Annotated in this window: 31 protein-coding genes and 2 tRNA genes; 14 read left to right on the forward strand and 19 right to left on the reverse strand. The window is 71.5% G+C overall.

All coding sequences use genetic code 11. From position 1 onward, the window contains the following. Positions 1 to 23: 23 nt before the first annotated feature. The 5 genes from murI to RBL05_RS16360 all read left to right on the forward strand — a co-directional run bounded on the left by murI (position 24) and on the right by RBL05_RS16360 (position 3,323). A complete protein-coding gene (gene murI, locus RBL05_RS16340; RefSeq protein ID WP_308738591.1) occupies positions 24 to 836 on the forward strand; it encodes a glutamate racemase in 813 nt (270 codons plus the stop codon). After that, entirely contained in the window at positions 833 to 1,615 is a 783-nt protein-coding gene (locus RBL05_RS16345) for an MBL fold metallo-hydrolase (RefSeq protein ID WP_308738590.1), read from the forward strand. The genes murI and RBL05_RS16345 overlap by 4 nt, the downstream gene beginning before the upstream one ends. Positions 1,616 to 1,639: 24 nt before the next feature. Continuing rightward, the gene (gene rph / locus RBL05_RS16350; RefSeq protein WP_308738589.1) at positions 1,640 to 2,398 is read left to right on the forward strand and encodes a ribonuclease PH; all 759 of its coding nucleotides are present in this window, start codon (positions 1,640 to 1,642) and stop codon (positions 2,396 to 2,398) included. Next, complete coding sequence (gene rdgB / locus RBL05_RS16355) at positions 2,395 to 3,033, forward strand: RdgB/HAM1 family non-canonical purine NTP pyrophosphatase (RefSeq protein WP_308738588.1); 639 nt, start codon at positions 2,395 to 2,397, stop codon at positions 3,031 to 3,033. Before rph ends, rdgB begins: the two co-directional genes overlap by 4 nt. 110 nt (positions 3,034 to 3,143) lie before the next feature. Continuing rightward, positions 3,144 to 3,323: a hypothetical protein gene (locus RBL05_RS16360; protein WP_308738587.1), complete on the forward strand. Its 180-nt coding sequence runs from the start codon at positions 3,144 to 3,146 to the stop codon at positions 3,321 to 3,323. Positions 3,324 to 3,386: 63 nt separating this feature from the next. On the opposite strand, the gene RBL05_RS16365 is transcribed toward RBL05_RS16360, so the two are convergent. The 6 genes from RBL05_RS16365 to RBL05_RS16390 form a co-directional block, all read right to left on the reverse strand. Continuing rightward, the gene (locus RBL05_RS16365) at positions 3,387 to 3,929 is read right to left on the reverse strand and encodes a DUF4916 domain-containing protein (protein WP_308738586.1); all 543 of its coding nucleotides are present in this window, start codon (positions 3,927 to 3,929) and stop codon (positions 3,387 to 3,389) included. Next, entirely contained in the window at positions 3,926 to 4,612 is a 687-nt protein-coding gene (locus RBL05_RS16370; protein ID WP_308738585.1) for a histidine phosphatase family protein, read from the reverse strand. The genes RBL05_RS16365 and RBL05_RS16370 overlap by 4 nt, the downstream gene beginning before the upstream one ends. Positions 4,613 to 5,724: 1,112 nt before the next feature. Continuing rightward, positions 5,725 to 5,916, reverse strand: coding sequence for a hypothetical protein (locus RBL05_RS16375; RefSeq protein WP_308738584.1), 192 nt, complete (start codon positions 5,914 to 5,916; stop codon positions 5,725 to 5,727). A 38-nt stretch (positions 5,917 to 5,954) separates the two neighbouring features. Next, positions 5,955 to 6,296, reverse strand: a complete 342-nt coding sequence (locus RBL05_RS16380) for a hypothetical protein (protein WP_308738583.1) — start codon at positions 6,294 to 6,296, stop codon at positions 5,955 to 5,957. Next, positions 6,293 to 6,499, reverse strand: coding sequence for a hypothetical protein (locus tag RBL05_RS16385; protein WP_270409867.1), 207 nt, complete (start codon positions 6,497 to 6,499; stop codon positions 6,293 to 6,295). The genes RBL05_RS16380 and RBL05_RS16385 overlap by 4 nt, the downstream gene beginning before the upstream one ends. A 126-nt stretch (positions 6,500 to 6,625) precedes the next feature. Next, positions 6,626 to 6,707, reverse strand: a tRNA-Leu gene (locus RBL05_RS16390). Positions 6,708 to 6,870: 163 nt separating this feature from the next. Here RBL05_RS16390 and RBL05_RS16395 point away from each other — a divergent pair. Then, positions 6,871 to 7,626: an SDR family oxidoreductase gene (locus RBL05_RS16395; protein ID WP_308738582.1), complete on the forward strand. Its 756-nt coding sequence runs from the start codon at positions 6,871 to 6,873 to the stop codon at positions 7,624 to 7,626. 68 nt (positions 7,627 to 7,694) lie between these two features. Further along, positions 7,695 to 8,171: a hypothetical protein gene (locus RBL05_RS16400; protein WP_308738581.1), complete on the forward strand. Its 477-nt coding sequence runs from the start codon at positions 7,695 to 7,697 to the stop codon at positions 8,169 to 8,171. A gap of 92 nt (positions 8,172 to 8,263) precedes the next feature. On the opposite strand, the gene RBL05_RS16405 is transcribed toward RBL05_RS16400, so the two are convergent. Continuing rightward, entirely contained in the window at positions 8,264 to 8,683 is a 420-nt protein-coding gene (locus tag RBL05_RS16405; RefSeq protein ID WP_308738580.1) for a YchJ family protein, read from the reverse strand. A gap of 38 nt (positions 8,684 to 8,721) precedes the next feature. Between RBL05_RS16405 and RBL05_RS16410 the strand changes: the two genes are divergently transcribed. Then, positions 8,722 to 9,204 carry a GNAT family N-acetyltransferase gene (locus RBL05_RS16410; RefSeq protein ID WP_308738579.1) on the forward strand — a complete coding sequence of 161 codons (483 nt, stop codon included), beginning with the start codon at positions 8,722 to 8,724 and terminating at the stop codon, positions 9,202 to 9,204. 29 nt (positions 9,205 to 9,233) lie between these two features. Further along, positions 9,234 to 9,818 carry a sugar O-acetyltransferase gene (locus tag RBL05_RS16415; RefSeq protein WP_308738578.1) on the forward strand — a complete coding sequence of 195 codons (585 nt, stop codon included), beginning with the start codon at positions 9,234 to 9,236 and terminating at the stop codon, positions 9,816 to 9,818. Between the two features lie 127 nt (positions 9,819 to 9,945). Here the strand turns inward: RBL05_RS16415 and RBL05_RS16420 are convergent, their stop codons facing one another. Then, on the reverse strand, positions 9,946 to 10,842 hold the full coding sequence (locus tag RBL05_RS16420; protein WP_308738577.1) for an NAD-dependent epimerase/dehydratase family protein: 897 nt from the start codon (positions 10,840 to 10,842) through the stop codon (positions 9,946 to 9,948). A gap of 552 nt (positions 10,843 to 11,394) precedes the next feature. Here RBL05_RS16420 and RBL05_RS16425 point away from each other — a divergent pair. Beyond that, complete coding sequence (locus RBL05_RS16425) at positions 11,395 to 11,568, forward strand: hypothetical protein (RefSeq protein ID WP_010549725.1); 174 nt, start codon at positions 11,395 to 11,397, stop codon at positions 11,566 to 11,568. Positions 11,569 to 11,803: 235 nt separating this feature from the next. Here RBL05_RS16425 and RBL05_RS16430 read toward each other — a convergent pair whose 3' ends face one another. From RBL05_RS16430 to RBL05_RS16465, 8 genes are all read right to left on the reverse strand, one after another. Further along, positions 11,804 to 12,604, reverse strand: a complete 801-nt coding sequence (locus RBL05_RS16430) for an aldo/keto reductase (protein ID WP_308738576.1) — start codon at positions 12,602 to 12,604, stop codon at positions 11,804 to 11,806. A gap of 201 nt (positions 12,605 to 12,805) precedes the next feature. Beyond that, positions 12,806 to 12,994 carry a DJ-1/PfpI family protein gene (locus RBL05_RS16435; protein WP_412523776.1) on the reverse strand — a complete coding sequence of 63 codons (189 nt, stop codon included), beginning with the start codon at positions 12,992 to 12,994 and terminating at the stop codon, positions 12,806 to 12,808. Between the two features lie 389 nt (positions 12,995 to 13,383). Next, positions 13,384 to 13,761 carry a GNAT family N-acetyltransferase gene (locus RBL05_RS16440; protein WP_308738575.1) on the reverse strand — a complete coding sequence of 126 codons (378 nt, stop codon included), beginning with the start codon at positions 13,759 to 13,761 and terminating at the stop codon, positions 13,384 to 13,386. A gap of 29 nt (positions 13,762 to 13,790) precedes the next feature. Next, positions 13,791 to 13,864 (reverse strand) — tRNA-Lys (locus RBL05_RS16445). 128 nt (positions 13,865 to 13,992) lie between these two features. Next, complete coding sequence (locus RBL05_RS16450) at positions 13,993 to 14,766, reverse strand: ABC transporter ATP-binding protein (RefSeq protein ID WP_308738574.1); 774 nt, start codon at positions 14,764 to 14,766, stop codon at positions 13,993 to 13,995. 139 nt (positions 14,767 to 14,905) lie between these two features. Beyond that, positions 14,906 to 15,946 carry a TetR/AcrR family transcriptional regulator gene (locus tag RBL05_RS16455; RefSeq protein WP_308738573.1) on the reverse strand — a complete coding sequence of 347 codons (1,041 nt, stop codon included), beginning with the start codon at positions 15,944 to 15,946 and terminating at the stop codon, positions 14,906 to 14,908. A gap of 86 nt (positions 15,947 to 16,032) precedes the next feature. Continuing rightward, complete coding sequence (locus tag RBL05_RS16460; RefSeq protein WP_308738572.1) at positions 16,033 to 16,767, reverse strand: GAF and ANTAR domain-containing protein; 735 nt, start codon at positions 16,765 to 16,767, stop codon at positions 16,033 to 16,035. A 46-nt stretch (positions 16,768 to 16,813) separates the two neighbouring features. Further along, positions 16,814 to 17,053, reverse strand: a complete 240-nt coding sequence (locus RBL05_RS16465; protein ID WP_308738571.1) for a hypothetical protein — start codon at positions 17,051 to 17,053, stop codon at positions 16,814 to 16,816. 270 nt (positions 17,054 to 17,323) lie between these two features. On the opposite strand from RBL05_RS16465, the gene RBL05_RS16470 reads away from it, so the two are divergent. The 4 genes from RBL05_RS16470 to RBL05_RS16485 are packed head-to-tail and all read left to right on the forward strand — an operon-like array spanning position 17,324 to position 21,033. Next, positions 17,324 to 17,812, forward strand: coding sequence for a transporter substrate-binding domain-containing protein (locus tag RBL05_RS16470; RefSeq protein ID WP_318603914.1), 489 nt, complete (start codon positions 17,324 to 17,326; stop codon positions 17,810 to 17,812). Next, a complete protein-coding gene (locus tag RBL05_RS16475; protein WP_308738569.1) occupies positions 17,809 to 18,885 on the forward strand; it encodes a cation diffusion facilitator family transporter in 1,077 nt (358 codons plus the stop codon). The genes RBL05_RS16470 and RBL05_RS16475 overlap by 4 nt, the downstream gene beginning before the upstream one ends. After that, a complete protein-coding gene (locus tag RBL05_RS16480; protein ID WP_308738568.1) occupies positions 18,882 to 20,087 on the forward strand; it encodes an alcohol dehydrogenase catalytic domain-containing protein in 1,206 nt (401 codons plus the stop codon). The genes RBL05_RS16475 and RBL05_RS16480 overlap by 4 nt, the downstream gene beginning before the upstream one ends. A gap of 52 nt (positions 20,088 to 20,139) precedes the next feature. Beyond that, on the forward strand, positions 20,140 to 21,033 hold the full coding sequence (locus tag RBL05_RS16485; protein ID WP_308738567.1) for an SDR family oxidoreductase: 894 nt from the start codon (positions 20,140 to 20,142) through the stop codon (positions 21,031 to 21,033). An 84-nt stretch (positions 21,034 to 21,117) separates the two neighbouring features. Here RBL05_RS16485 and RBL05_RS16490 read toward each other — a convergent pair whose 3' ends face one another. From RBL05_RS16490 to RBL05_RS16500, 3 genes are read right to left on the reverse strand one after another with little or no spacing between them, the layout of a single operon-like run. Further along, entirely contained in the window at positions 21,118 to 21,501 is a 384-nt protein-coding gene (locus RBL05_RS16490) for a metal-sensitive transcriptional regulator (RefSeq protein ID WP_308738566.1), read from the reverse strand. A gap of 44 nt (positions 21,502 to 21,545) precedes the next feature. Continuing rightward, positions 21,546 to 23,876 (reverse strand): heavy metal translocating P-type ATPase, encoded by a 2,331-nt coding sequence (locus RBL05_RS16495; protein ID WP_308738565.1) that lies wholly within the window; start codon positions 23,874 to 23,876, stop codon positions 21,546 to 21,548. After that, entirely contained in the window at positions 23,876 to 24,091 is a 216-nt protein-coding gene (locus tag RBL05_RS16500; RefSeq protein ID WP_010549713.1) for a heavy-metal-associated domain-containing protein, read from the reverse strand. The genes RBL05_RS16495 and RBL05_RS16500 overlap by 1 nt, the downstream gene beginning before the upstream one ends. Between the last annotated feature and the right edge of the window lie 30 nt (positions 24,092 to 24,121).

Raw genomic sequence — 24,121 nt, forward strand, 5'->3', positions numbered from 1 at the left:
CTGTCCGCACTAGCCTTGCCGGGATGAACAACGCGCCGATCGGGATGTTCGACTCCGGGGTGGGCGGCCTGACGGTCGCCCGCGCCGTGCTGGATCAGCTGCCGCAGGAGGAGCTGCTCTACATCGGCGACACCGAGCACGGGCCCTACGGCCCCCGCCCGATCGCCGAGGTGCGCTCGCTGGCGCTGGAGATCATGGACCATCTCGTCGAGCACGGCGTGAAGATGCTCGTGATCGCCTGCAACACCGCGTCGGCCGCCGTGCTGCGCGATGCGCGCGAACGCTACGACGTGCCGGTCATCGAGGTGATCCAGCCGGCCGTGCGCCGCGCCGTCGCCGCGACCCGCAACGGGAGGGTCGGCGTGATCGCCACCCAGGGCACCGTCACCTCCCGCGCCTACGAGGACGCCTTCGCCGCGGCCCCCCAGCTCGACCTGATCACCCAGGCCTGCCCCCGCTTCGTCGAGTTCGTCGAGAACGGCGTGGTCAGCGGGCGGGAGGTGCTCGAGGTGGCCGAGGAGTACCTCGCCCCGGTGCGCGAGGCGGGCGTGGACACGCTCGTGCTCGGCTGCACCCACTACCCGATGCTCGCCGGTCCCATCAGCTACCTGATGGGCCCGGACGTCACCCTCGTCTCCTCCGCGGAGGAGACGGCGCTGGACGTGTTCCGCCAGCTGCACGCCGCGGACGCCCTGCGCGAGACCGACCGCTCCCCGCGGCACGTCTTCTCCCAGACCGCCGAGGGCCGCGGCAGCGAGCAGTTCGCGCTGCTCTCGCGCCGCTTCCTCGGCCCCACCCTGGACATGACCGGCTCGCTGCCGGTGGTGAGCGCATGAGGGTCCACGTCATCGGCTGCTGCGGCAGCTTCGCCGGCCCCGAGGGTGCCGCCTCCAGCTACCTCCTCGAGCACGAGGACGAGGCGGGACGCACCTGGCGGGTGCTGATGGACCTCGGCTCCGGCGCCTTCGGTCCGCTGCAGAGCGTGATCGACCCCGCCGATCTCGACGCGGTGATCATCTCCCACCTCCACCCCGACCACTACCTCGACCTCACCGGTCTCGAGGTGTTCTGGGCCTACCACTCCCGCACGGACCTGGGCCAGCTGCCGATCCACGCCCCGGCCCCGCTGGCGGACCGGCTCTCCGCGGTGCTCAGCCGCGAGGGGAACGTGCCCGACGGCGTGACCTGCTCCCCGTTCGAGCACCACCCGCTCTCCGACGGGCACCGCTTCACGATCGGGCCCTTCTCGATCGAGACCCGCGCCGTGCAGCACCCGGTGGAGGCCTACGGCTTCCGCATCACCGCGGGCGACGCCGTCCTCGCCTACTCCGGCGACACCGACGAGTGCGAGGCGCTGGACGACCTGGCACGCGGCGCGGACCTGTTCCTGTGCGAGGCCGGCTACATCGAGGGCCGCGACGACCGCTTCACCGGCGTGCACCTGACCGGGCGCCGCGCCGGGGAGGCCGCCGCCCGCGCCGGGGTGGGCCATCTCGCGCTCACCCACATCCCGGCCTGGACCGATCCGGCGATCCCGCTCGCGGAGGCGCAGGAGGTCCACTCGGGCCCGATCACGATGGTCCGCTCGGCCGATATCCTCGAGGTGACCGCCTGACCCACCCCTGAGGAGGCAGCTCCCGTGAGCCCCCAGACCGAGACCTTCGTCGGCGACCGCGTCGACGGCCGCACCCCCGACCAGCTGCGGGAGGTGCGCATCACCCGGGGCTGGCAGGACCAGGCCGAGGGCAGCGCGCTGATCGAGTTCGGCCGCACCCGTGTGCTGTGCACCGCGTCCTTCACCGAGGGCGTGCCGCGGTGGAAGAAGGGCTCCGGCTCCGGCTGGGTCACCGCCGAGTACGCGATGCTGCCGCGGGCCACGAACACCCGCTCCCCGCGCGAGAGCGTGAAGGGGAAGATCGGCGGGCGCACCCACGAGATCTCCCGCCTCATCGGTCGCTCCCTGCGCGCCGTGATCGACCTCGACGCCCTCGGCGAGAACACCATCCAGCTCGACTGCGACGTGCTCCAGGCCGACGGCGGCACCCGCACCGCCGCGATCACCGGCGCCTACGTGGCGCTGGCCGACGCGGTCTCCTGGGCGAAGCGCCACACCGACCTGCCGGCCGCGTCCGAGGTGCTCACCGACACGGTCAGCGCCATCAGCGTCGGCATCGTCGAGGGACGGCCGTTGCTGGACCTCGAGTACCGCGAGGACGTCACCGCCGACACCGACATGAACGTCGTGGTCACCGGCACCGGAGGCTTCGTCGAGGTGCAGGGCACCGCCGAGGGCACCCCCTTCGACCGTGCCGAGCTCGGCACCCTGCTGGACCTCGCGACCACCGGCTGCGCACGCCTGGCCGAGATCCAGCGCGACGTCCTGGCTGCGCAGGCATGAGCGCCGCCTCCGGCGTCGTCCCCGCCGGGGCGCGGGTCATCCTCGCCTCCCACAACGCGAAGAAGCTCCGCGAGCTGCAGCGGATCCTCGCCCCGGCCGTGCCCGGCCTCGCCCCTGAGCAGGTGATCTCCTCCGCCGGGATCGCGCTGCCCGATGTGGTCGAGGACGAGGTGAGCTTCGAGGGGAACGCCCTGCTGAAGGCCCGCTCCGCCGCGTCGGCGACCGGGCTGCTCGCCGTCGCCGACGACTCGGGCCTGGCCGTCGACGTGCTCGGCGGCGCCCCGGGCATCTTCTCGGCCCGCTGGTCGGGCCGTCACGGCGACGACGAGGCGAACAACGACCTGCTGCTCGCCCAGCTCTCCGACGTGCCCGACGCGCATCGCGGCGCCCGCTTCGTCTGCGCGGCGGCGCTCGTCGGCCCGGACGGCGCCGAGCACGTCGAGCGCGGCGAGATGACCGGCACGCTGCTGCGGGAGCGACGCGGCGAAGGCGGCTTCGGCTACGACCCGCTGTTCCTGCCCGACGGCGAGGAGCTCACCTCCGCCGAGCTCACCGCCGAGGCGAAGGACGCGATCTCCCACCGCGGGAAGGCGTTCCGCGCGATCGCCCCGCACGTCGCCCGCCTGCTGGGATGAGCCCCCGGGCCCCGGCCCGGGCGGCACCGGCCCCTCCCCGGCCGGCCCACCCGGCCCCGACCCGCCCTGGCCGACACCGAGCGCTGCATCTAGACCGCCACGACTGCCTGATGGCGGTCCAGATGCAGCGCTCGGCGGATTCACGGCGATGCCACGGCGTCGCCATGGCGGTCCGCTGCGGCGGCTGCGATCATCTCGCGCATCGAGTGGCAGATCTCGACCGGATTCATCGAGCTGATCCGGTCGAGATCTGCCGCTCGATCACGTCGAGGGGGCCGCAGCTCGAGTGAGGCCGGGCGGGGCCAGCGGGGCCGAGCCGGGTCCCAGGACGGGCGCTGCTCAGACGATGCCGCTCAGGCGGCGCCCATGTACGCGAGCGCCCGGCGCACCAGCAGGTCGCGGCCGCCGTCCATCTCGTCGAGCGGGGAGGAGTCACCCAGCAGCTCGTCCACCCCGAACCAGGACAGCTCCAGAGCGTCCTCCTGCGGGGCGGTCTCCCCGCCGATCGGGACCACGTAGGCCAGCGAGATCGCGTGCTGGCGCGGGTCGTGGAAGGGGGAGACGCCGGGCGTGGGGAAGTACTCCGCGACCGTGAACGGGACGGGGGAGACGGGGACGCGCGGCATCGCCATCGTCCCGAGGTCCTTCTCGACGTGGCGCGCGATCGCCTCGCGCAGCGTCTCGTGGATCAGCACCCGGCCGGAGACGATCGAACGCACGATCTGGCCGGCGCCCGAGGCGCGCAGCAGCAGCCCCACCTCGGCCACGGCCCCGTCCACGTCAGTGCGCACCGGCACCACGTCGACGTAGGTGATCGGCAGGTGACGGCGCAGGTCGGAGATGCGCTCCGGATCGAACCAGGAGCCCTCGGAGTCCACGGCGGTGCGGCTGCTCATGCGTTCCCTCCCGGGATCGGTGCGGTGGTGACGGCGCCCATGGCGCCGGCGGTGGTGTGCGGCGCGAGCTGCGCCTTGTCGACGATGAAGCGGGGGTTTTGCGCCCGGGTGGGCACCTCAACGGCGTGGTCGACCTGTTCGCCGGCGATCATCCGCACCCGCCAGGTGGTGCCCTCGAGCTCGATCAGCGACAGCGTCGCGTTCGGGATCGAGGGCAGCGGGCGCTCGATGATGCCCGAGAGCAGGAAGCGGATCAGGGTGCCGTGCGCGACCAGCAGCACCTTCTGGCCGGGGTAGCGGGTCTCGAGGTCCTCGAGCGCGTCGTAGCCGCGGTCGGCGACGGCCTGATGGTCCTCGCGGCCCGGGAACGAACGGCCCATATAGCGGGCCTCCATCTCCTCGACGGGCTGTCCCTCGGCCGCACCCCAGTCGATCTCGACCAGGCGCGGCTCCGTGCCGCCGAAGGGGATGCCGTGGTCCTCGCCGATGATGCGCCCGGTCTGCTCGGCGCGCTGCAGCGGCGAGGTGATGACCACGTCCCAGTCCACGGCGGGCAGCCGGTCTAAGGCGGCGTGGGCCTGCGCGATCCCGGTGTCGTTCAGCGGGATGTCCGAGGACCCCTGGAAGAGGTTCTGCAGGTTGAAGTCCGTCTGTCCGTGGCGGACGAGCCCGAACAGGGTCATGGGGCGCTCTCCTCGATCTCGAGCCGTGTGCGGTCGCAGGCCGAGGCTATCGCGTGGGGCTCCGAGGACGTGCATGGTCGACCCTGACGAGACTGGACCAGCCGGCCGACGATCCGGGCGGCCCGTTGGTCAGAGGGCGGCGAGCGCCTCCGCAACGGTCTCGTACCGGGCCCCGGTGCGGTGCACGCCGTCGTCGGCGAGCTGCCCGTCGAGAGCGGGGGTGAGGTCGAGCATAGTCGCTCCGGCCCTCCCGGTGACGGCCTCGAGCGCGGTGTTCGTCGCGGTGACGTCGCCTGACTCCAGCGGCAGCAGGGAAAACGACCAGCTCGGCGCCCGGGGCGGCGACCTCGACGGCCGCGAGGAGCTCGCCTATGTCCTGCCCAGCGTCGTCCGTGGTCCGCTCGTGCAGGACGTCGTTCGATCGCGCCCAGACAATCACCCGCTCCGCATCGCCGTGGACAGTGTCGGGCACCGTGGCGGTGACCTCGTCGAGGAGCATGCCGCCCTGGCCCCGCACTGCGACTGGGGCATCGAGCACCTCTTACCAGGGCCCCGTTCGATCTGGGAATCACCGATCAGCACCGTGGCCTCGCCCCGAGTCCGGCGAACCGCTCGGGAGCGTAGACCTCGTAGGCCGGTCGCCGTTCGTCGACGATTCCCAGGTCTTCCACGACTGGACGGGCTCCGCGTTCGGTGAGGTAGCAGCCACCGGCCGCGAGCAGGGCGAGGTTCAGCAGCAGGGGGGACTGATGCGCGGGTAGGTGTCACATGATCTGTGGCGCTGAGAATCGTTGCAGGGAGGGATGTGCATCATGTTCGCTCCCTACCCCCAGGAGTTCCGTGACGATGTCGTCCGCGTCGCGAGCAACCGCGAACCTGGCCAGAAGCTCTCACGGATTGCTACTGGGCAAGCGTTCGCACGAGAGCGACGCCACCCATGACGAACCATCTCTGCGCCCGATCACCCACCGGTGGGGCCTCTTGACGTGCTCGTGCCTGTCCCGCCCGCCCGTCTCCCGTACCCGTTCCACACCTCGACGCGCCAGCCTCCTGCGGCTGAGCTCAGCTGAGCGCGGCGGCGACGAGCACCCCGCCGAGCGGCTCGGTGATGGTCATGTGTTCTTCTTGTGCTTCTGGATCGTCGCCCAGAAGACGGGTGCCTCGACCTTCTCGCCCGTGCCAGGCCCAGCTTGCTGCTCGAGCTCGTCCGCGATCGCTTCGACGTCGTAGTCCAGCGCGGACGTCTGTGCGTCGCCGCTCGCGATGGTGGCGTTGATGTACTTGATCAGGCTGTCTCGGTCCATGCTCGCTCCTGGTCGGCAGTGCAGTGGGGCGATCGTACTCACCGCCGGGCGGGGTTCGCCTCCCTCCACGCCCCCATCCACGCCTTGTCGTAGCGGCGCGCTGCAGGCCGGGGCCGGGCGGCGCGGAGTTCGACGTGCTCGAGCAGCCACACGAGGACGTGCGCGTCGAGCTCGGCGCGGGGTCCGACCCAGTCGGCGGAGTCGATCAGCAGCTCGTCGTCGCCGGCACGGACCCGGATCGAATGCTCAGGAAGGGCCGGATCGAGCTCGGAGTGGGCGACATCGATCCGCGGGCCGATGAGTGCGAGCCGGTACCGGATCGCGATGCCGTGGATCGTCTGCACGGCGCGCTGGTGCGCGAAGTAGAGCTCGTGGCTCACGCGGGTTCCATCCAGCCCGGGTCCTGCGACCCGTCGCCCTCCTCGAGGATCCCGCGGATCGAGAAGTGGACGAGCTCGCCGTTCGGTGCGACTCGGGTCTCGAGCAGCTCGTCGGCAGTGACGAGGTGTCCTCGCCGAGCCGCGGCGGTGACGCGTCGGTCGATCTCCCGCTCGAGGTCTCGGAGCCAGTCCTTCATGTTCATGCCGCCATGGTGGGGGAGGGGTAGTACAGACCTACCCGGAGGGGCGATGTACCCAATCCGTGCCCACCTCACCCCCGAGGGGCCCAACGGTGACCCTTCGATGCTGGTCACAGCCAGAAGCATGCGTGCGCGAGAAGGGACTCGAACCCTCACGCCCTCGGGCACTGGAACCTAAATCCAGCGCGTCTGCCAATTCCGCCACTCGCGCGCCGGGCCAGCCTAGCGGGCGCGTCGCGGTGGGCCCGAACCGCCTCGTCGACGTGCTCCGGTAGGCTCGGACGGTCGGCGGCGCACGACCCGGCCGGTCCCGGTCGGCACAGCGCGCCCCACCCGTCACGGACACCGATCCCCGACCCACTCAGGAGTTCCCCATGAGCGCCCTCGCAGGCAAGACCGCCGTCGTCACCGGATCCTCGCGCGGGGTCGGTGCGGCCACCGCGAAGCTGCTCGCCGCTGAGGGCGCGAACGTCGTCATCAACTACCGCCAGAAGGCGCCCCGGGCGAACAAGGTCGTCGCCGAGATCGAGGCCGCCGGCGGCAAGGCCGTCGCCGTGGGCGCGGACCTCACCACGGCCGAGGGCCTCGAGGCGCTCATGTCCGCCGCGGTCGAGAGCTTCGGCGGGCTCGACCTGCTGGTGCTGAACGCGTCCGGCGGCATGGAGAAGGACCTCGGCGAGGACTACGCCATGCGCCTGAACCGCGATGCGCAGGTCGCCGCGCTCGAGGCCGGCCTCGCGCATCTGCCCGCGGGCGGTCGCGTCGTGTTCGTGACCAGCCACCAGGCCCACTTCATCGACGACGTCGAGACCATGCCCGAGTACGAGCAGGTCGCCCGCTCCAAGCGCGCCGGCGAGACCGCCCTGACCGAGCGCCTCCCGGAGATGCGCGACAAGGGCGTCACCTTCGTCGTCGTCTCGGGCGACATGATCGAGGGCACCGTCACGGCGACGCTGCTGGACCGCGCGCGTCCGGGCGCCCTCGAGCAGCGCCGCGAGGCGGCCGGGAAGCTGTACTCGGTCGAGGAGTTCGCGGCCGAGGTCGCGAAGATGGCGACGGCCGACGTGGAGACCGGGCACGTGGAGCTCGTCGGCGGCGCCGACGACTTCCTGGCCCGCACCAAGGGCTGATCGTCCGACCCGTACCCTCGATCACGATACGATCTGCACAGCAGACCCTGATCAACCCGGAGGCAGTGGTGGCAGACAAGAAGAGCCTGGACGACATGCGCGACGAGGCCTATCGGCGTCAGGACAACCTCGCGTCCGACATCGATGAGCTGATCGACCGCGTGAACCCGAAGAACGCCGTGACCCGCTGGAAGAACGAGCTCGTCGGCTCGGTCAAGGGTTTTTCGGCCGCCGGTGACGGAAAGTCCGACTCGACCCTGCCCGTGGTCGTGGGCGGCGTCATCGGCGTGGTCGCGCTCGGCGCGGGCATCGCGGTGCTGGTCGCCCGCTCGCGTCGCGAGCCGACGCGGGGCGAGAAGGTCGCCGCGGCCATGAAGGAAGCGCGGCGCAGCACCGAGCGCTCCGCGAAGAAGGCCGCGAAGTCCGTGAAGAAGTCCTCGCTGCCGCGCGCGAAGCAGGCGGAGAAGCAGGCCGCCGAGCTCGGCGCGATCCTGCAGGAGGCCGCGAAGCGGGCCGAGAAGAAGGTCGCCGCCGCCGGCAGCTGACACCCGGCCGAGAGGCATCGACGGCGCCCTGGACCCCGAGCGGGTCCGGGGCGCCGTCGCGTCCGCGCTCGCTCGGACCGTCCGGTCGGGGCTCAGTCCACCTGACCGTCGAGGTAGAGCCACGTCCCGTCCTCGCGCACGAAGCGGGAGAGCTCGTGCTGGACCGCGCGGCCGCCCGGCCCTTTCGAGATCGCAGTGAACTCCACCGTCCCCGCATCGTCGAAGGGCCCGCCGGCCGAGGCCCGGTGGATCTCGAGCCGCAGCCAGCGCACCTCCTCGGCGAGCGAGGCGGCGAGATCCTCCCGCGAGGGGGCGGTGGCGGGGTGCCAGCTGCGCAGCAGGTGCTCCAGGTCCCGCACGGCGAAGGCGGTGTACCGCGAGCGCATCAGCGCCTCGGCGGTCGGGGCACGACGCTCGCGGCGCAGCACGGGCCCGCAGCAGGCCCCGAGCAAGTCACCGCTCCCGCAGGGGCACCGGGCGTCGTCGGGCAGGGGAGCGGGGGAGTCGGCCATGGTCCCAGTATCGCCGTCGGACCTGGCAGGATCGCCCCATGACCGATCGCGACCCCGACAGCCCCGCCCCCGGCGCCGACGACGGGCCCGGCGCCGCCGGCCCGGCCGCACTCCCCGACGGCTACCGCCTGGAGCACGCCGCACCGAGGAGCGAGGAGTACGTCCGTCTGCGCGAGATCGCGGGGCTCAGCCCCCGCACCCCGGAGCAGGCGGTCGGCGCGCTCGAGAACAGCTGGGCCTGGACCACGATCCGCACCGCCGACGGCGGCCTCGCCGCCATGGGCCGCACCCTCGGCGACGGCACCTGGTACTTCCACCTCGCCGACATCGCCACCGACCCCGCCCATCAGCGCCGCGGCCTCGGGCGGGCCGTGATGGAGGACCTCATCGACCGGATCGAGCGGGCCGCGCCCCCGCATCCGTACATCACCCTGCTCGCCGATCCGCCGGGACAGCCCCTCTACCGCTCCCTCGGCTTCGTCGACGCGGACCCCAGCCTCGGCATGCGCCTGCCCCGCTGAGCGCCGCGCAGGTTCCCTATCCTGGCCCGATGAAGTCCTTCGAGATCGACGAGAATGACCCCCGCACCCCGCTGGAGCGGATGCTCGCGGGGGACTGGTACCGCGCCGACGACCCTGAGATCCAGGCCGCGTTCCGCCACGCGCTGGAGGTGTCCGACCGCTTCGGCCGTGAGTACCCCGCCGATCCCGACGGGGCGCAGGAGATCCTCCGCGAGCTGCTGGGGACCTTCGGCGAGGGTGCGCACGTGCGCGCGCCGCTGCAGGTGGACTACGGCAGCCGTCTCCATATCGGGGAGGGCACCTTCGTGAACTTCGGGCTGACGGCCCTGGACGTCGTGGACATCCGCATCGGCCGCAGCTGCCAACTCGGCCCGAACATCCAGCTGCTCACCCCGATCCACCCGCTGGAGCCGGGGCCGCGCCGGGACGGCTGGGAGGCGGCGGAGCCGATCACCATCGGCGACAACGTCTGGATCGGCGGGGGAGCGATCATCATGCCGGGCGTGACCATCGGCGAGGACTCGGTAATCGGGGCGGGGTCCGTGGTCACCCGCGACATCCCGGCGCGCAGCCTCGCCGTCGGCAGCCCCGCGAAGGTGATCCGCGAGCTCTGAGCTGTCGGTCCGGTCGGTGTCGGTGACGGCTCGGTCAGACGCTCGTCGGCGGCGCGATCAGGCGCTGGTCGGCGACGCGTCCGCGCTCCTTGCCCATGCGCTCCTGCCGACGGCCGCGCCCGCGTGCTCAGCGGCGCGACCAGCCTTTCGTGGACGGGCCCACCGTCGGCCGCCATCCGGTCTCGGACATGAACCGCACCGAGGAGACGCGCAGCGAGCGCCGCTGCACCTCGAGCCGGGTGCCGACGATCGCCTGCGTGATCTCGGGGTAGAACTTCGCCGGCGTCTCGACCCCGGCCTCCATCGCGAGGTCCTTCGCCCAACGGCCGCGGGTGATCGGCTCACCGCCGACGTTGTAGAAGCCGCTGTCGGCGCGCAGCGCGGCGACGAAGGCGAGGCCGGCATCGCTGTGGTGGAGCAGGGTGATGTAGTTCTCCGGCTTGCCCAGCAGGATCGGGTCGCCCTCGCGGGTGGCCTTCAGCGCATGGGTGGTCTGCGGGTCGCGGCCGAACAGCTGTCCGAGGCGCAGGACCACGGCGCTGCGGCCGGAGGTCGCGAAGTCCACCGCCGCTCGCATCTCCCGCACGCGGGGGCGGAACGCCTGGTTGCGCACGGACAGCGGCTGGTCCTCGGTGATCCAGTCGGTGCCGTTGTCCGGGTAGAGGAAGACGGAGGACTCCTGGATCAGCTTGCGCACCCCGGCCTCGGCGGCGGCCTTCGCGATCGCGACCGAGGCCTCGAGATGGAGGCGGTCGTCCTCGCGCCAGGCGAGCGGGCGCAGGCCCGACATGCCGACCGGGACGTGGGCGAGGGTGTTGATCACGACGTCATGGCCGCGGAAGGTGCGGGCGAGGTCGGTCGCGTCGAAGACGTCGGCGACCACGGCGGCACCGCCGCGGCCCTCGACGATCGGTACACCGGAATCGCGGCGGGTGATGCCTGTGACCTCGTGCCCGGCGGCGACGAGCGCCTCGACGGCCTCCTGACCGAGCACTCCGGTGGCACCGGTGACCGCGATCCTCACGCTGACCTCCTCCGCTAAGGGCCGTTCCCCGGCCCTCGCGCTGACTTTCCTTGGGAGGTCCGAGTCTAGGGGACCGGCGCTGGTCCCCGCGCCGCCGATGGTCTCGACGGTGCGGTCGGCACCGTCGGTCCGACGGTCTCACCTTTCACCGCATGATCGACCTCGAGCTGTTCCCGTTCCGTGCGAAGGGAGGGCTGTGGGCGGGACCGTGCTGGCACCCGAGAGGCGCGTGAAGGCGTGCGAAGGTCGCGTGACGCCGCATGGAGGAGGCTCTATGCCGCTCGCCCTTCCATTCGGTTCACGGCCTGGGCATCGTCCGACGGTCGGCCTACGGTCGAAGGAGAGCACAAGGCTGAGCCGGCCCGAACGCTCTCGCTGCCGACGTGACGCACGTTGCGACACTGCTCGCGGACAGTGCCTCTACCGGACGTCAGCTCGCCACATGTCCGGCGGCCCCACGCCTCCTCGTCTGTCGTGCCCACCGCGTGGAGGCCATCGTCCGGAGGCAGGTCGATCACGTCGCAGAGAGCCGACAGAACGGAGAGTTCGACGATGCCGCAGAAACGCCGCCCTTTCGACGCCACATGGCTGCCCTTCGGAATGATCATCGGCTTCGCGCTGTCCATCGGCATCCTGCTGCCCCTCACCGGCAGTGTGCTGATCACCGCCGGAGCAGGCCTCCTGCTCGGTGCCGCCCTCGGCATCGTGCTTGGCCTTCGGCCCTGACGTCGCCCGATCTCCGGCTCACAGGGTTGCACGTCCCGGCCGCTGAGGGACGGCCGACCAGATCAGCGGCGGATGAACCTTTGTCCCGCGCGTCGGCCTCTCTGCCCGGCTCAGAGTTCTCTGACATCCGCGAAATCATCCCCTTTCAAGCCCGGCAACTCCCACCCTCACCTACGGTGCTGCCGCGCTGTCCGGAGCGCTGCCCGGACCGACCGGGCTGCGCCCTTGGTCAGGGTCACAGCATTTCTAGTGGTCGCGGTCCGCTCGGGGGCGGGAACGCACGGTCCAGAGCATCCAGGTCTTCGCGGGTCAGCTCCACGTCCAGTGCTGTGGCGTTGTCTCGCACGTGCTGCGGGCTGCTCGCCTTGGGGATCGTGCAGAGCGAGTCGCGGCGCAGCACCCAGGCGATGGCCGCCGCCGCGGCGCTGACGCTGTGACGCGCCGCGACGTCGTTCAGCGTCGTGTCGTGAAGGATGCGGCCCTGCTCGATCGGCGAATACGCCATGACCGGCAGCTGGTGGTCGGCGCACCACGGCAGGAGGTCGTACTCCGGTCCGCGCCGCGACAGGTTGTACAGCACCTGATCCGTGGCCAGCCCGCTGCTGCCCGGCACGTCCTGCAGGTCGGCGAGGGCCCGGTGGTCGAAGTTGCTGACGCCCCAGTAACGGATTTTCCCGTCCTCGACGAGCTGTTGGAAAGCCGCGACGGTGTCCTCCAGCGGGTACCTGCCCTGCCAGTGCAGCAGGTAGAGGTCGATCCGATCGGTGCCCAGGCGTTTCAGGCTGCGTTCGCAGGCCGCGATCGTGCCGGAACGGGAGGCGTGGGACGGAACGACCTTGCTGACCACGAACGCCTCGTCGCGGCGACCCGCCAATGCTTCACCGACCACCTCCTCCGCGCCGCCGTCGCCGTACATCTCGGCGGTGTCGACCAGCGTCATGCCCAGCTCGAGGCCGACGTGCAGCGCGGCGACCTCGTCGCCGCGGCGGCCGGGGTCCTCACCCCAGCCCCAGGTGCCCTGGCCCAGCACAGGCATGGACTCCCCGCTCGGCAGCGTTATCCGTCGCATCCGCGATCACTTCCTTCTGGTTGTCCTGAGGTGGGACGTGGGCTGAGATCCTCGAAGGGCCGGCGCGTCCGCGACCGGTGCTGGCTTATAGGAGGGTGGCGGGTACCGAGGTGCCGGGTGTCGAGCTGCTAGTCAGCCCCGCCTGCGCCATGTGGCGTACCCGGCTGCTCACGAGCAGTTTCCGGCGTCGGTGGACTGGACAGTACTCCCACGGCGGAACAGAGGGAAGAGATCATCGGGTGAGCGGCTGGTGGCCAGGTTCCCGTCTCGTGCCGCCTCTTGGTCCACCACGTTCGCGCCGGTGTTGCGCAGGTCGGCGCGGATGCTGGGGAATGAGGTGAGGGTCCAGCCGGTCACGAGACGTCATGGCCCTGCCCGGACTGCCCGACCACCCCGCCTTACGCCCCCGCTCGCCAGTACTGGCCGCGGCCCCGCGCGATGCTCGGCGGGCCGCAGACCTCGTTCCTGCTGCCCGCGCCAACCGAACCCGGCGGCTACCTGCGCGTCATGGCTCTGGGCATGCCTCAAGACGCTCCCCGCCACCTGAGCCTGGTCGTCGTGCTCTCACCCTGCGAGGACCTGCACGGGCTAGCCCACCGCGAGCTCGAGGTTCTTGGCCTGCTGATCGCCTGTCGAGAGGCATCGAACATTTCACAGGACACGCGGCGAACTCTTCGCCGAACCGGATGATCAGCGGGGTCTGCGAAGAATAGTCCTCACCCGCTGGCGGGTGCCGTCGTCGCCGGTCAGTGCATCGGGGACAGCTCCAGCTCGATGAGCACCTCGACCAGCTTGTAACCGGCCCGGTCGAACGCCGCCGCCATCGGGGTATTGACCGCATCTGTGGTCGCGGTAATTCGTCGAGCTCCATCCCCCACATGGAATCGGGTGATGTACTCAAGGATCTCGTCTACGTAACCGTGGCCGCGGTGCTGTGGTAGCACGGCTAGGTACCCCACGTTTCGGTTGGTCAGGGTGGCGGAGGGGAGCCAGCCCGACGATCTCGCCATCGTGAGGCGAGGTGGAAGGCCAGCGAGGTGGAGGCAGTCGCGGACTACTTCGATGTGTCCGTGGGCGACCTCTTCGATGGCCTCGGACTGTTCCGGGACACGAAGAAGCCCCACCGGCTGGCCGGTGGGGCTTCTTCCTCGGGTGCGCCATCAGGGACTCGAACCCCGGACCCGCTGATTAAGAGTCAGCTGCTCTAACCAACTGAGCTAATGGCGCCGACAAAGAAGGACATTACCCCCGCGACGCCCGCTGTCCAACTCGAGAGGCCGCGCTGTGAGCGAGGGAACAGCGAGGGGCGTCGAGGAGGGCCAGCGAGCAGGCGCATGGGGCCGGCGACGCTGCGCTCAGGCGAAGCGCTGCACGGCCACGGGATGGGCCGCGACGAGCTCGTGGATCTCCTCGTCCTCGGGCTCGGCGAGCACCTCGGCCAGCGGTCCGCGGGCAAGGATCCGGCCCCGGCCGAGCACCGCGATCTCGGGGCACAGCCGCTGCAGCAGCTCGAAGTCGTGGGAGGCGATGAGCGCGCCGATGCCGAGGCGGTCGATGGTCGCGCCGAGGGAGCGGGCGAGGCGGGCGCGGGTGTTGGGGTCCACGGCGGTCAGCGGCTCGTCCAGGACGAGCAGCTCGGGCCGGGTCGACAGGGCGGTCGCGAGGGCGACGCGCTGGATCTCGCCGCCGGAGAGGGTGCGCATGGTGCGCGGGAGGAACCGCTCCTCGAGCCCGACGCTCTCCAGCATCTCGGCGGGAGAGACGGAGTGGGTGCGACCGCCCTTGCGGGCCTCCTTCGCAGCGAGCTGGAGGCGGGAGCCGACGGTCTCGCGCGGATCGGTGATCGTCATCGCGTACTGGGACACGAAGCGGACGGCGGCGCGGAAGCGGCGCCTGTCCTTCCCCCGCAGCTTCGCGACGTCCCGCCCTTCCCACTGGACGCGTCCGGAGCTGGGACGGTGCTCCCCGGCGAGGGCCGCCAGCAGCGTGGTCTTGCCCGCGCCGGAGGCCCCCAGCAGTCCCAGCGGCCCCTGGCCGGCACGCAGCTCGAGGTCGACGCCTTCGAGCACGATCTCACCGGGATATCCGGCGTGCAGGGCGGTGGCGGTGAGGGCGGTGGGTGCAGGCATCGGTGACTTTCTCGCGGAGTGTGCGGCCTCGGTCACTCTAAACAGTCCGGCTGGGTCGCGCCGGGGAGCACCCTCGGAGCGGACTGCCGGGGCGGGCGACCAGGCGGCTCCCGACGAGGCCCGACGCGGCGCCTCCGGGTCAGCCCACGGCGTCCTTCGAGAGGAACGAGCGCATCATCCGGGCGAGCTCCTGGACGGGACCGTCGTCATGGGTCGGACCCTGCATCGCCCGCACCGTCTTCTCGCGGACGGCCAGGTTCAGCACGAGTCCGAGCAGCGCCCTGCCGGCGAAGCCGGGATCGAGGCCCCTGCGCAGTATCCCCTGCTCGCCGTAGGCGGTGAAGCACTGCTCGAAGATGTTCTCGTGCACGCGTCGCAGCCGCGCCATGCGGAAGCGTCCCGGGTGATCGCCGCTGACCGCTTCGGCGGCGAGCGTGGCCAGCAGCCGCACGTGCAGGGCCCCCGGGTGCCAGGTCGCCGCGAGCTCCTGCATGAGCGCCTCCGGCTCGACGCTCAGCCGCTCGACCTCCTCGAGGGTCCGCTGCGTGCGGTCCTCGAGGGAGTCGATGACCGTGTGAAGCAGGCTGTCCTTCGAGGGGAAGTGGTGCATGAGCCCCGGATGGGAGATCCCGATGTGGCCGGCGATGTCGCGCAGGCTCGCCCCGTGATAGCCGTGCTCGGCGAACATCTCGGCGGCCCCGGCGAGGATCTCCTCCCGCCTGCTGTGCGGTGCGATGCCCCGACGGGCGCGCTCGGTGAGGATCGTCGGGCTCGCCGCGGCGGACGGGAGCCGTCGGGGATCGTCGGATCCAGCGGTCGCCGGGGCATCGGTCCGCCGGTGGAGCTGCAGCGGCGGCGAGTCCGAGCCGTCGGCCCTCGGCGCCGCGGAGCTGAGCGGGCACGACGGGAGCGTCTCGGGCGCCTTGATGCTCAGGGGTACCGCCTGCTCGGGATCGGCGAGGTCGATCGCCTGACGCAGGGGGAGGAGCCCATCGACGTCGATGTGCTGCATGTCCAGGAGGTCCAGGGTGAGGCGCGGAGCAGGTTCGAGACCCCGGGCCTGGGCCACGACGGGGAGCACGGAGTCGTAGGTCCGGGCGGTGAGGCATCCGGCGATGGAGAGGACGACCTCGTGGAGGTCCAGATCGACATGGACCGTCACGGAGAGGGAGTGGGGCATGAGAGGAGGCCGTTTCGTGCACGCTGGCGGAGAGGCCTCCTGCTAGACCTCACCCGGAGCCTAGCCCACCCGGGGACGAACCGCTCCTACGTCTCGAACGACGTCGTCGGGGGTGCGGAGCTGACGGAGGCGACGAGATCCGTCGCCAGGTCGCGCAGCTTGACGTTGCGGTGGTTCGAGGCCGTTTTGAGGATCTCGACGGCCTCGTCCTGGCTGCACCGGTTGCGGCCCATGAGGATCCCCACCGCGAGGTCGATCTCCGTGCGCGACTCCATCGCCGCGCGCAGGTCCCGGGCCGCATCGGAGTGCAGGGCCTGCCGAACCGCGAGCCGCAGCGCGCTCGAGGCCTGCTCGACGTGGAGCACGATCGTCTCGATCGTGGCCGGGTCGAAGTCGTGGGGCGTGGCCGAGTACACGTTCAGGCCAGCCTTCGCCTCGTCGCCGAGGTGGAAGGGGAGGCCGAGCACGGCTCTGACCCCTCGCTCGAGCGCTGCGGCGGCGTAGGCGGGCCAGCGGTCATCGTCGCGCAGGTCGCCCGCCCGGATCACGGCGTTCTCGCGGATCGCGGTGATGCACGGCCCGTCGGTGAAGCTGTTCTGCAGCTCGTCGAGCGCGAGCGCCTGAGGGCTCGAGGAGGCCGCGGTGGCGGCCTTGCGATCCCTCAGCAGGCTCACCGCGCACCAGCGCTCGGGACCGCCCAGCGAGAGCTGCCGTGCGAGCAGATCGGTGAAGTCCTGGAGGAAACCCTGGATGTCGTCGCTCTCGAGCAGGAGCGTCTGCATCGTGCTCAGGGAGAGGTCGTCCTCGGCGTGATCGAGCATGGCTCCTCCTTCCGGAGGGTGCGGCGGGCCTCCGCGGGTGGGTGGGTCAGCGGGTGCCGAGACGCCGTGCCAGCAGGCCCTCGGCGAGCTCCGCCCCCTTCGTGCTGTCGCTCTGCGCCTTGCCGAAAAGGTCGGCGAGTTCGGTGTCGCCCGCTTCCTCCGCGTCGGCGCGGTAGGTCTCCAGTCGCAGGGCGTTGGACAGGCACTGCTCCGCAAACCAGATCGGGTCGTCGTTCTCGTCCTTCGTCCCGGTGATCCGTCCACCGCCGTCGGCGTGGTGCATCATCGTCCCTCTCTCCGGTCGTCCGTCGATCGGTCGTGCGGCACAGTCGTCAGGACGGCACCCGCGCGTCCCATCCCACGCCCCGTCGCCATGACGGTCAACCGGCCACGGCGCCCTTGCAGGCCGGAGGCGTGGACCGATCGGACGGCCCGGCGCGGACCGCGCTGAGTAGGGTCGAGCTCATCGAGTCGCGCCCTGGGACAGGACAGCGGTGCGGAGACGAGCGGCGCGCGGCGACGCGCACGGAGGGCACGAGCAGACGGAGGCGCGGGCATGACCAGTCCCCGACGGCCCACGGCGCTGCTGCTCGTCGCGGCGGCGACGATCCTCCTGGCCGGCTGCCAGGGCGACTTCCCCGCGGATCCCCAGGGCACCCTCGACCGGGCCCGGGACGGGGTGCTCCGGGTCGGTGTCAGCGAGAACCCGCCCTGGACCGACGTAGCCCCGGACGGCACCGTCGGCGGCTCCGAGGTCGAGCTGCTCACCGACTACGCCGAGACGATCGACGCCGAGGTCGAGTGGGTGCCGGCAGGGGAGAACACCCTGGCGGCGATGATGCGGGAGGGACAGCTCGACGTGGTCGTCGGCGGCCTCGCCTCCGACGTCCCCTGGACCTCCGAGATCGCCACGACGCGCCCCTACACCACGACCACGGGGCCCGACGGCGCAGAGGTGAAGATCGTCGTCGGCGTGCAGCCGGGGGAGAACGCGCTGATGATCGACATCGAGCGATTCCTCGCCGAGCGCGAGGGCGAGCTGTGAACGGCTCCGAGGGCGAGGGCGGCGAGGACGCGACGGGGTCGGGCCACGACGCCTTCGGCGAGGAGCAGCGCGAGACGCTGCGCCGGGCCCGACGCCTCGAGTGGATCACGCTGGCCTGGATGTCGGCGACCGTCGCGCTGGTCGCGCTCGTCGCGGGGCAGTCCCAGGCGATGCGGGCCGCCTGGGCGGAGGACATGCTCTCGCTGCTGCCCCCGATCGCCTTCCTCGTCGCGGCGCGACGGATCCGCAAGAGGCCCGACCGCCACCACCCCTACGGCTTCCACCGCTCGATCGGGGTCGCCCACCTGGTCGCCGCGATCGCGCTGCTCACGATGGGCGGCTATCTCGCGATCGACTCGGTGATGACCCTGGTGACCGTCGAAAGGCCGCCGATCGGACTGACCGTCCTCTTCGGCCACGCGATCTGGTCCGGCTGGCTGATGGTCGCCGTGATGGTGGTGACCAGCATCGGCCCGGTGTTCCTGGGGTACAAGAAGCTCGCGCTCTCCGAGACGCTGCACGACAAGGTGCTGTTCGCCGATGCCGACATGAGCAAGGCAGACTGGTCCACCGCGGTCGCCACCATCGCCGGTGTGATCGGGGTGGGGCTCGGGCTCTGGTGGGCGGATGCGACCGCCGCGCTGCTGGTGTCCGTCTCGATCCTGCATGACGGGGTGAAGAACCTTCGCAGCTCTATCGGCGGGCTCACCGACGCCGAGGCGCGGACCTTCGACGACTCCGCACCGCATCCGCTGACGCGCCGGATCGAGGAGCGGGCGGAGGAGGAGTCCTGGGTGGGGGAGGCCTCGGCCCGGGTCCGCGACGAGGGGCACGTCTTCCATGCCGAGGTGTTCGTGGTCCCCGCCGCGGGGACCGAGCCGAGCCTCGACCGGATCGCCGCGCTGCGCGACCGGATCGACGAGCTCGACTGGAAGGTGCACGACGTCGTCATCGCCCCCGTTCCCGAGCTGCCGCCTGCGCAGACCTTTCGGTCGACACTGCGGACGGGGGCCGACGGCGCCCCTAGCGTGGAACCACACCCCCGAGATCACCACCGGAAGGCGGGACCATGAGAGCAGTGACCTGGCAGGGCACCGAGCACGTGAGCGTCGAGACCGTGCCCGACCCGATCCTCCAGCAGCCCACCGACGCGATCGTCCGCATCACCTCGACCGCGATCTGCGGCTCCGACCTCCACCTGTACTCGGTCCTCGGACCGTTCATGACACCCGGCGACGTGATCGGGCACGAGCCGATGGGGATCGTCGAGGAGGTCGGCTCCGAGGTGACCGGGGTGCGCCCCGGGGACCGGGTCGTCGTCCCCTTCACGATCTCCTGCGGGCACTGCGCCATGTGCGGGCAGGGGCTCCCCTCCCAGTGCGAGACCACCCAGGTGACCGAGCGCGGCATGGGAGCCGCGCTGCTGGGCTACTCGAAGCTCTACGGCCAGGTCCCCGGCGGTCAGGCCGAGCACCTCCGGGTGCCGCACGCCGACTACGGTCTGATGAAGGTCGGCACTGAGCTGCCCGACGACAACTACCTCTTCCTCAGCGACATCCTCCCCACCGCGTGGCAGGCCGTGCAGTACGCCGGTGTTCCGGCGCACCGCACCCTCGCGGTGATCGGCCTGGGACCTGTCGGCCAGCTGTCGGCCCGGATCGGGCGACACCTGGGGGCGCGCGTGTTCGGCATCGATCCCGTCCCCGAGCGCCGGGCCATGGCCGAGCGTCACGGCATCGAGGTGCTGGACCTGAACGAGGACGCCGTGGGCGAGATCCGCGAGCGCACCCAGGGGCGCGGGCCCGACGCCGTCGTCGACGCCGTGGGCATGGAGGCCGAGGGCAGCCCGGTCGCCGGTCTCGCCCAGACGCTCGCCGGCAAGCTTCCCGACGCGGTCGCGCAGCCGCTCATGGAGCGCGCCGGGGTGGACCGGCTCGCCGCCCTGCACACCGCCATCGACCTCGTGCGCCGCGGAGGGACCGTCTCCCTCTCGGGGGTCTACGGCGGCGCGGCCAGCCCCATGCCGCTGCTGACGATGTTCGACAAGCAGCTCCAGCTGCGCATGGGCCAGTGCAACGTGCGGGTCTGGACCGACGCGCTGCTGCCGCTGGTGGAGGACCCCGCGGATCCCCTGGGCGTCGGCGACCTGGTCACCCACCGGCTTCCTCTGGAGGAGGCGGCCGTGGGCTACGACCTCTTCCAGCGCAAGCACGACGGCTGCATCAAGGTCGTCCTCGACCCGACGATCGCCTCCGCCCCGACGACGACCCCCTGAACCGCTCCCGGCGCACCGCCGCGGAAACCGTCAGCTATACCGAGGAGAACCCATGGCCGACCAGCTCACCTTCACCAATCCCGTCACGCGCTTCCCCGAGATCTCCCCGCCGAAGCAGGACCAGCCCGAGCCCGGACTGGATGCCGAGCTGATCCCCGGCACCGACCGCGGCGAGAAGTCCTATCGCGGCACCGGCCGCCTCGAGGGCCGTCGCGCGCTGATCACCGGCGCCGACTCGGGCATCGGCGCTGCGGTTGCGATCGCCTTCGCCCGGGAGGGGGCCGACGTCGCCCTGAACTACCTCCCCCAGGAGGAGGAGGACGCCCAGCACATCGCAGGCGTCATCCGGGAGGCAGGGCGCAACGTCGTGCTGCTGCCCGGCGATCTCACCGATGCGGGCTTCTGCCGCCGGCTCGTCGAGGACGCGGTGGAAGGGCTCGGCGGTCTCGACGCCCTCGTGAACAATGCCGGTCGTCAGATCGCGGTCGAGTCCCTCGAGGAGATCGACGACCAGCAGTGGGAGGACACGTATGCGGTCAACATCCACGCGATGTTCCGCATCACCAAGGCGGCGCTGAAGCACCTCCCCGCCGGCTCCACGATCGTGAACACGACCTCGGTCCAGGCCTACGAGCCCTCGCCCACGCTCGTGGACTACGCCTCCACCAAGGCGGCGATCAACAACTTCACCAAGGGGCTCGCTCAGCAGCTCGCCCCGCGCGGCATCCGCGTCAACGCGGTCGCGCCGGGCCCGATCTGGACCCCGCTCCAGGTCTCCGACGGACAGCCCAAGGAGGCGCTGCCGGAGTTCGGCAAGAGCACGCCCCTGGGCCGCGCCGGCCAGCCCACCGAGCTCGCGCCCGCCTACGTCTTCCTCACCTCCTCCGAGTCCAGCTACGTGCTCGGGGAGACCCTCGCCGTGACGGGAGGGAGCCCGACCCCGTGAGAGGCCTGGTTCGGGACCGACCTCGCCCTGAGGCTCCGGAACCTGGGCGTGAACCGGGTGCTGATCGCCGGCGTCGCCGTCCTGTCAGGAGCGTACGAGCCGGGCGATCGCGGCAGAGGCCTCCTTGAGCTTCTCCTCGCCCTCGGGGCCGCCGGAGCGGGCCGCGTCCAGGACGCAGTGCTGCATGTGGTCGTCCAGAAGGCCCATCGCCACGCCGTCCAGGGCGCTCTTCAGCGCGGAGATCTGCGTGAGGATGTCGATGCAGTACTTCTCCTCGTCGACCATCCGGTGCAGGCCCCGGGCCTGGCCCTCGATCCGCTTCAGGCGCGCGAGATAGCGGGACTTGTCGGAGATGTAGCCATGATGGTGCTCGTGGCCCTCGGCGGCACCGGCCTCCGCGGCGTCCGTCAGGGGGGCCTCCGCCTCGGCGGTGCCGTCGGCGGCGGCCGTGGGATCGATGGTGGTCATGGGGTCCTCCTGGGACGGGCGGTCGGGGAGAGCGGAGCGGGCGGTCAGGCCGCGACCTTCTGACGGTTCTCGGTCGCGGCGGAGGCCGACGCCTGCGGGGTCTCCGGAGCGCGGCTGCGGAAGGACCGCAGGCGCAGGCTGTTGCCGACCACGAACACGCTGGAGAACGCCATCGCGGCCCCCGCGAGCATCGGGTTCAGCAGGCCCAGCGCCGCCAGCGGGATGGCCGCGACGTTGTACGCGAAGGCCCAGAACAGGTTGCCCTTGATGGTGGAGAGGGTACGACGGGACAGGCGGATCGCGTCGGCGGCGGAGCGCAGGTCGCCGCGCACCAGGGTGATGTCCCCGGCCTCGATCGCGACGTCGGTCCCGGTGCCCATCGCGAGGCCGAGGTCGGCCTGGGCGAGCGCCGGGGCGTCGTTCACGCCGTCGCCGACCATCGCGACGATCCTCCCCTGCTCCTGGAGCCGGGTGACCTCGGCGATCTTGTCCTCGGGCATGACCTCGGCGATGACCTCGTCGATCCCGACCTCGGCTGCGATGTGCTCGGCGACGGCGCGGTTGTCGCCGGTGAGCAGCACGGGGGTGAGGCCGAGGCCCTTCAGCTGGGTGATGGCCTCGGCACTGGTGGGCTTGACGGTGTCGGCGACGACGAGCACGCCGCACGCCTCGCCGCCCCAGACCACGACCACGGCGGTCTCGCCGCGGGCCTCGGCAGCGGCCTTCGCGGCGGCGAGCTCGGCGGGCATCGCGGCGCCGTCCAGCAGGGTCTCCCGGCCGACGAGGACCTCGACGCCCTCGACCGTGCCGCGCACACCGCGACCGGCGAGGTTCTCGAAGTCGGTCACCTCGGGCAGGGAGCCGTCGGCCCCCGTCGCGATCTGCGCGGCCGCGCCCTGCGCGATGGCACGGGCGATCGGGTGCTCGGAGGCGTCCTCGACGGCGCCCGCGCGGCGCAGCAGCTCGTCGAGATCGGTGCCGGGGGCGGCGACCGCCTCGGTGAGGGTCATCGTGCCGGTGGTGACGGTGCCGGTTTTGTCCAGCAGCACGGTGTCGACGCGGCGGGTGGACTCGAGCACCTCGGGGCCCTTGAGCAGGATGCCCATCTGGGCGCCGCGGCCGGTGCCGACCAGCAGGGCGGTGGGGGTGGCGAGGCCGAGCGCGCAGGGGCAGGCGATGATCAGCACGGCGACGGCCGCGGTGAAGGCGGCCTCGGCGCCGTTCCCGGTCAGCAGCCAGGCGGCGAGGACGACGAGTGCGATGACGAAGACGATCGGCACGAAGATGGCCGAGACCCTGTCGGCGAGGCGCTGGATCTCGGCCTTGCCGGACTGGGCGTCCTCGACCATCTGCGCCATGCGGGCGAGCTGGGTGTCGGCACCGACGCGGGTCGCGCGGACCACGAGCCGGCCGCCGGCGTTGACGGTCGCGCCGGTGACGGCGTCGCCCTCGCCCACCTCGACGGGCACGGACTCGCCGGTGAGCATCGAGGCGTCCACGGCGGAGCTGCCCTGCTCCACGACGCCGTCGGTGGCGATCTTCTCGCCGGGCCGGACCACGAAGAGGTCGCCCTCGGCGAGCTCGCCGACGGGCACGCGCACCTCGGCGCCGCCCTTCAGCACGGCGACGTCCTTCGCGCCCATGTCCAGCAGGGCGCGCAGCGCGGCACCGGCCTGGCGCTTCGAGCGCTTCTCGAGATAGCGGCCCAGCAGGATGAACATGGTCACGCCCGCGGCGACCTCGAGGTAGATGTTCGCCGCGCCGTCGGTCCGGCCGATGGTCAGCGAGAACTCATGGGTCATCCCCGGCATCCCCGCGGTGCCGAGGAACAGGGCGTACAGCGACCAGAGATAGGCGGCGGTCACGCCGACGGAGATCAGCGTGTCCATGGTCGTGGCGCCGTGGCGGAGATTGATCGCGGCGGCGAGGTGGAAGGGCCAGGCCGCCCACACCACGACGGGGGAGGCGAGCGTCAGGGCGAGCCACTGCCAGTTCGTGAACTGCAGCGCCGGCACCATCGACAGCACGATCACCGGGATCGTGAGGATCGCGGCGCCGATCAGGCGCTGGCGCAGGGAGCGCAGCTCGGGATCCTCCGACTCCTCATCGTCCTCGGAGTCGGCGCTCTGCGTCGGTGGGGCGGGGAGGGCGGCGGTGTAGCCGGCCTGCTCGACCGTGGTCACGAGCTGCTGGGGGTCGTAGCCCTCCGGCGCCATGACCCGTGCCTTCTCGGTCGCGTAGTTCACGGACGCGCTGATGCCGTCGAGCTTGTTGAGCTTGCGCTCGATGCGGTTCGCGCACGAGGCGCAGGTCATGCCGCCGATCTCGAGCTCGATGCCGACGTCGAGCGGCTGCGGGGCCTTACTGGTGCTCATCAGGCGCGGACGGCGGAGTAGCCGGCCTCCTCGACGGCGGCGAGCACGGCGGCCTCGTCGACCGCGGCATCGGAGCCGACGCGGAGCAGGCCGGTCTCATGGCTGACCTCGACGCCGGTGACGCCGGGGACCTCGCCGACCTCCTCGCGGACGGACATCTCGCAGTGGCCGCAGGTCATGCCGGTGACCTGGAAGTCGATCGTGGTCGCGCTCATGGAACTCTCCTCGTGCTGATCCGGGTCTAC

This window comes from Brachybacterium sp. GU-2 (genome assembly GCF_030866705.2).
GTDB lineage: Bacteria > Actinomycetota > Actinomycetes > Actinomycetales > Dermabacteraceae > Brachybacterium > Brachybacterium conglomeratum.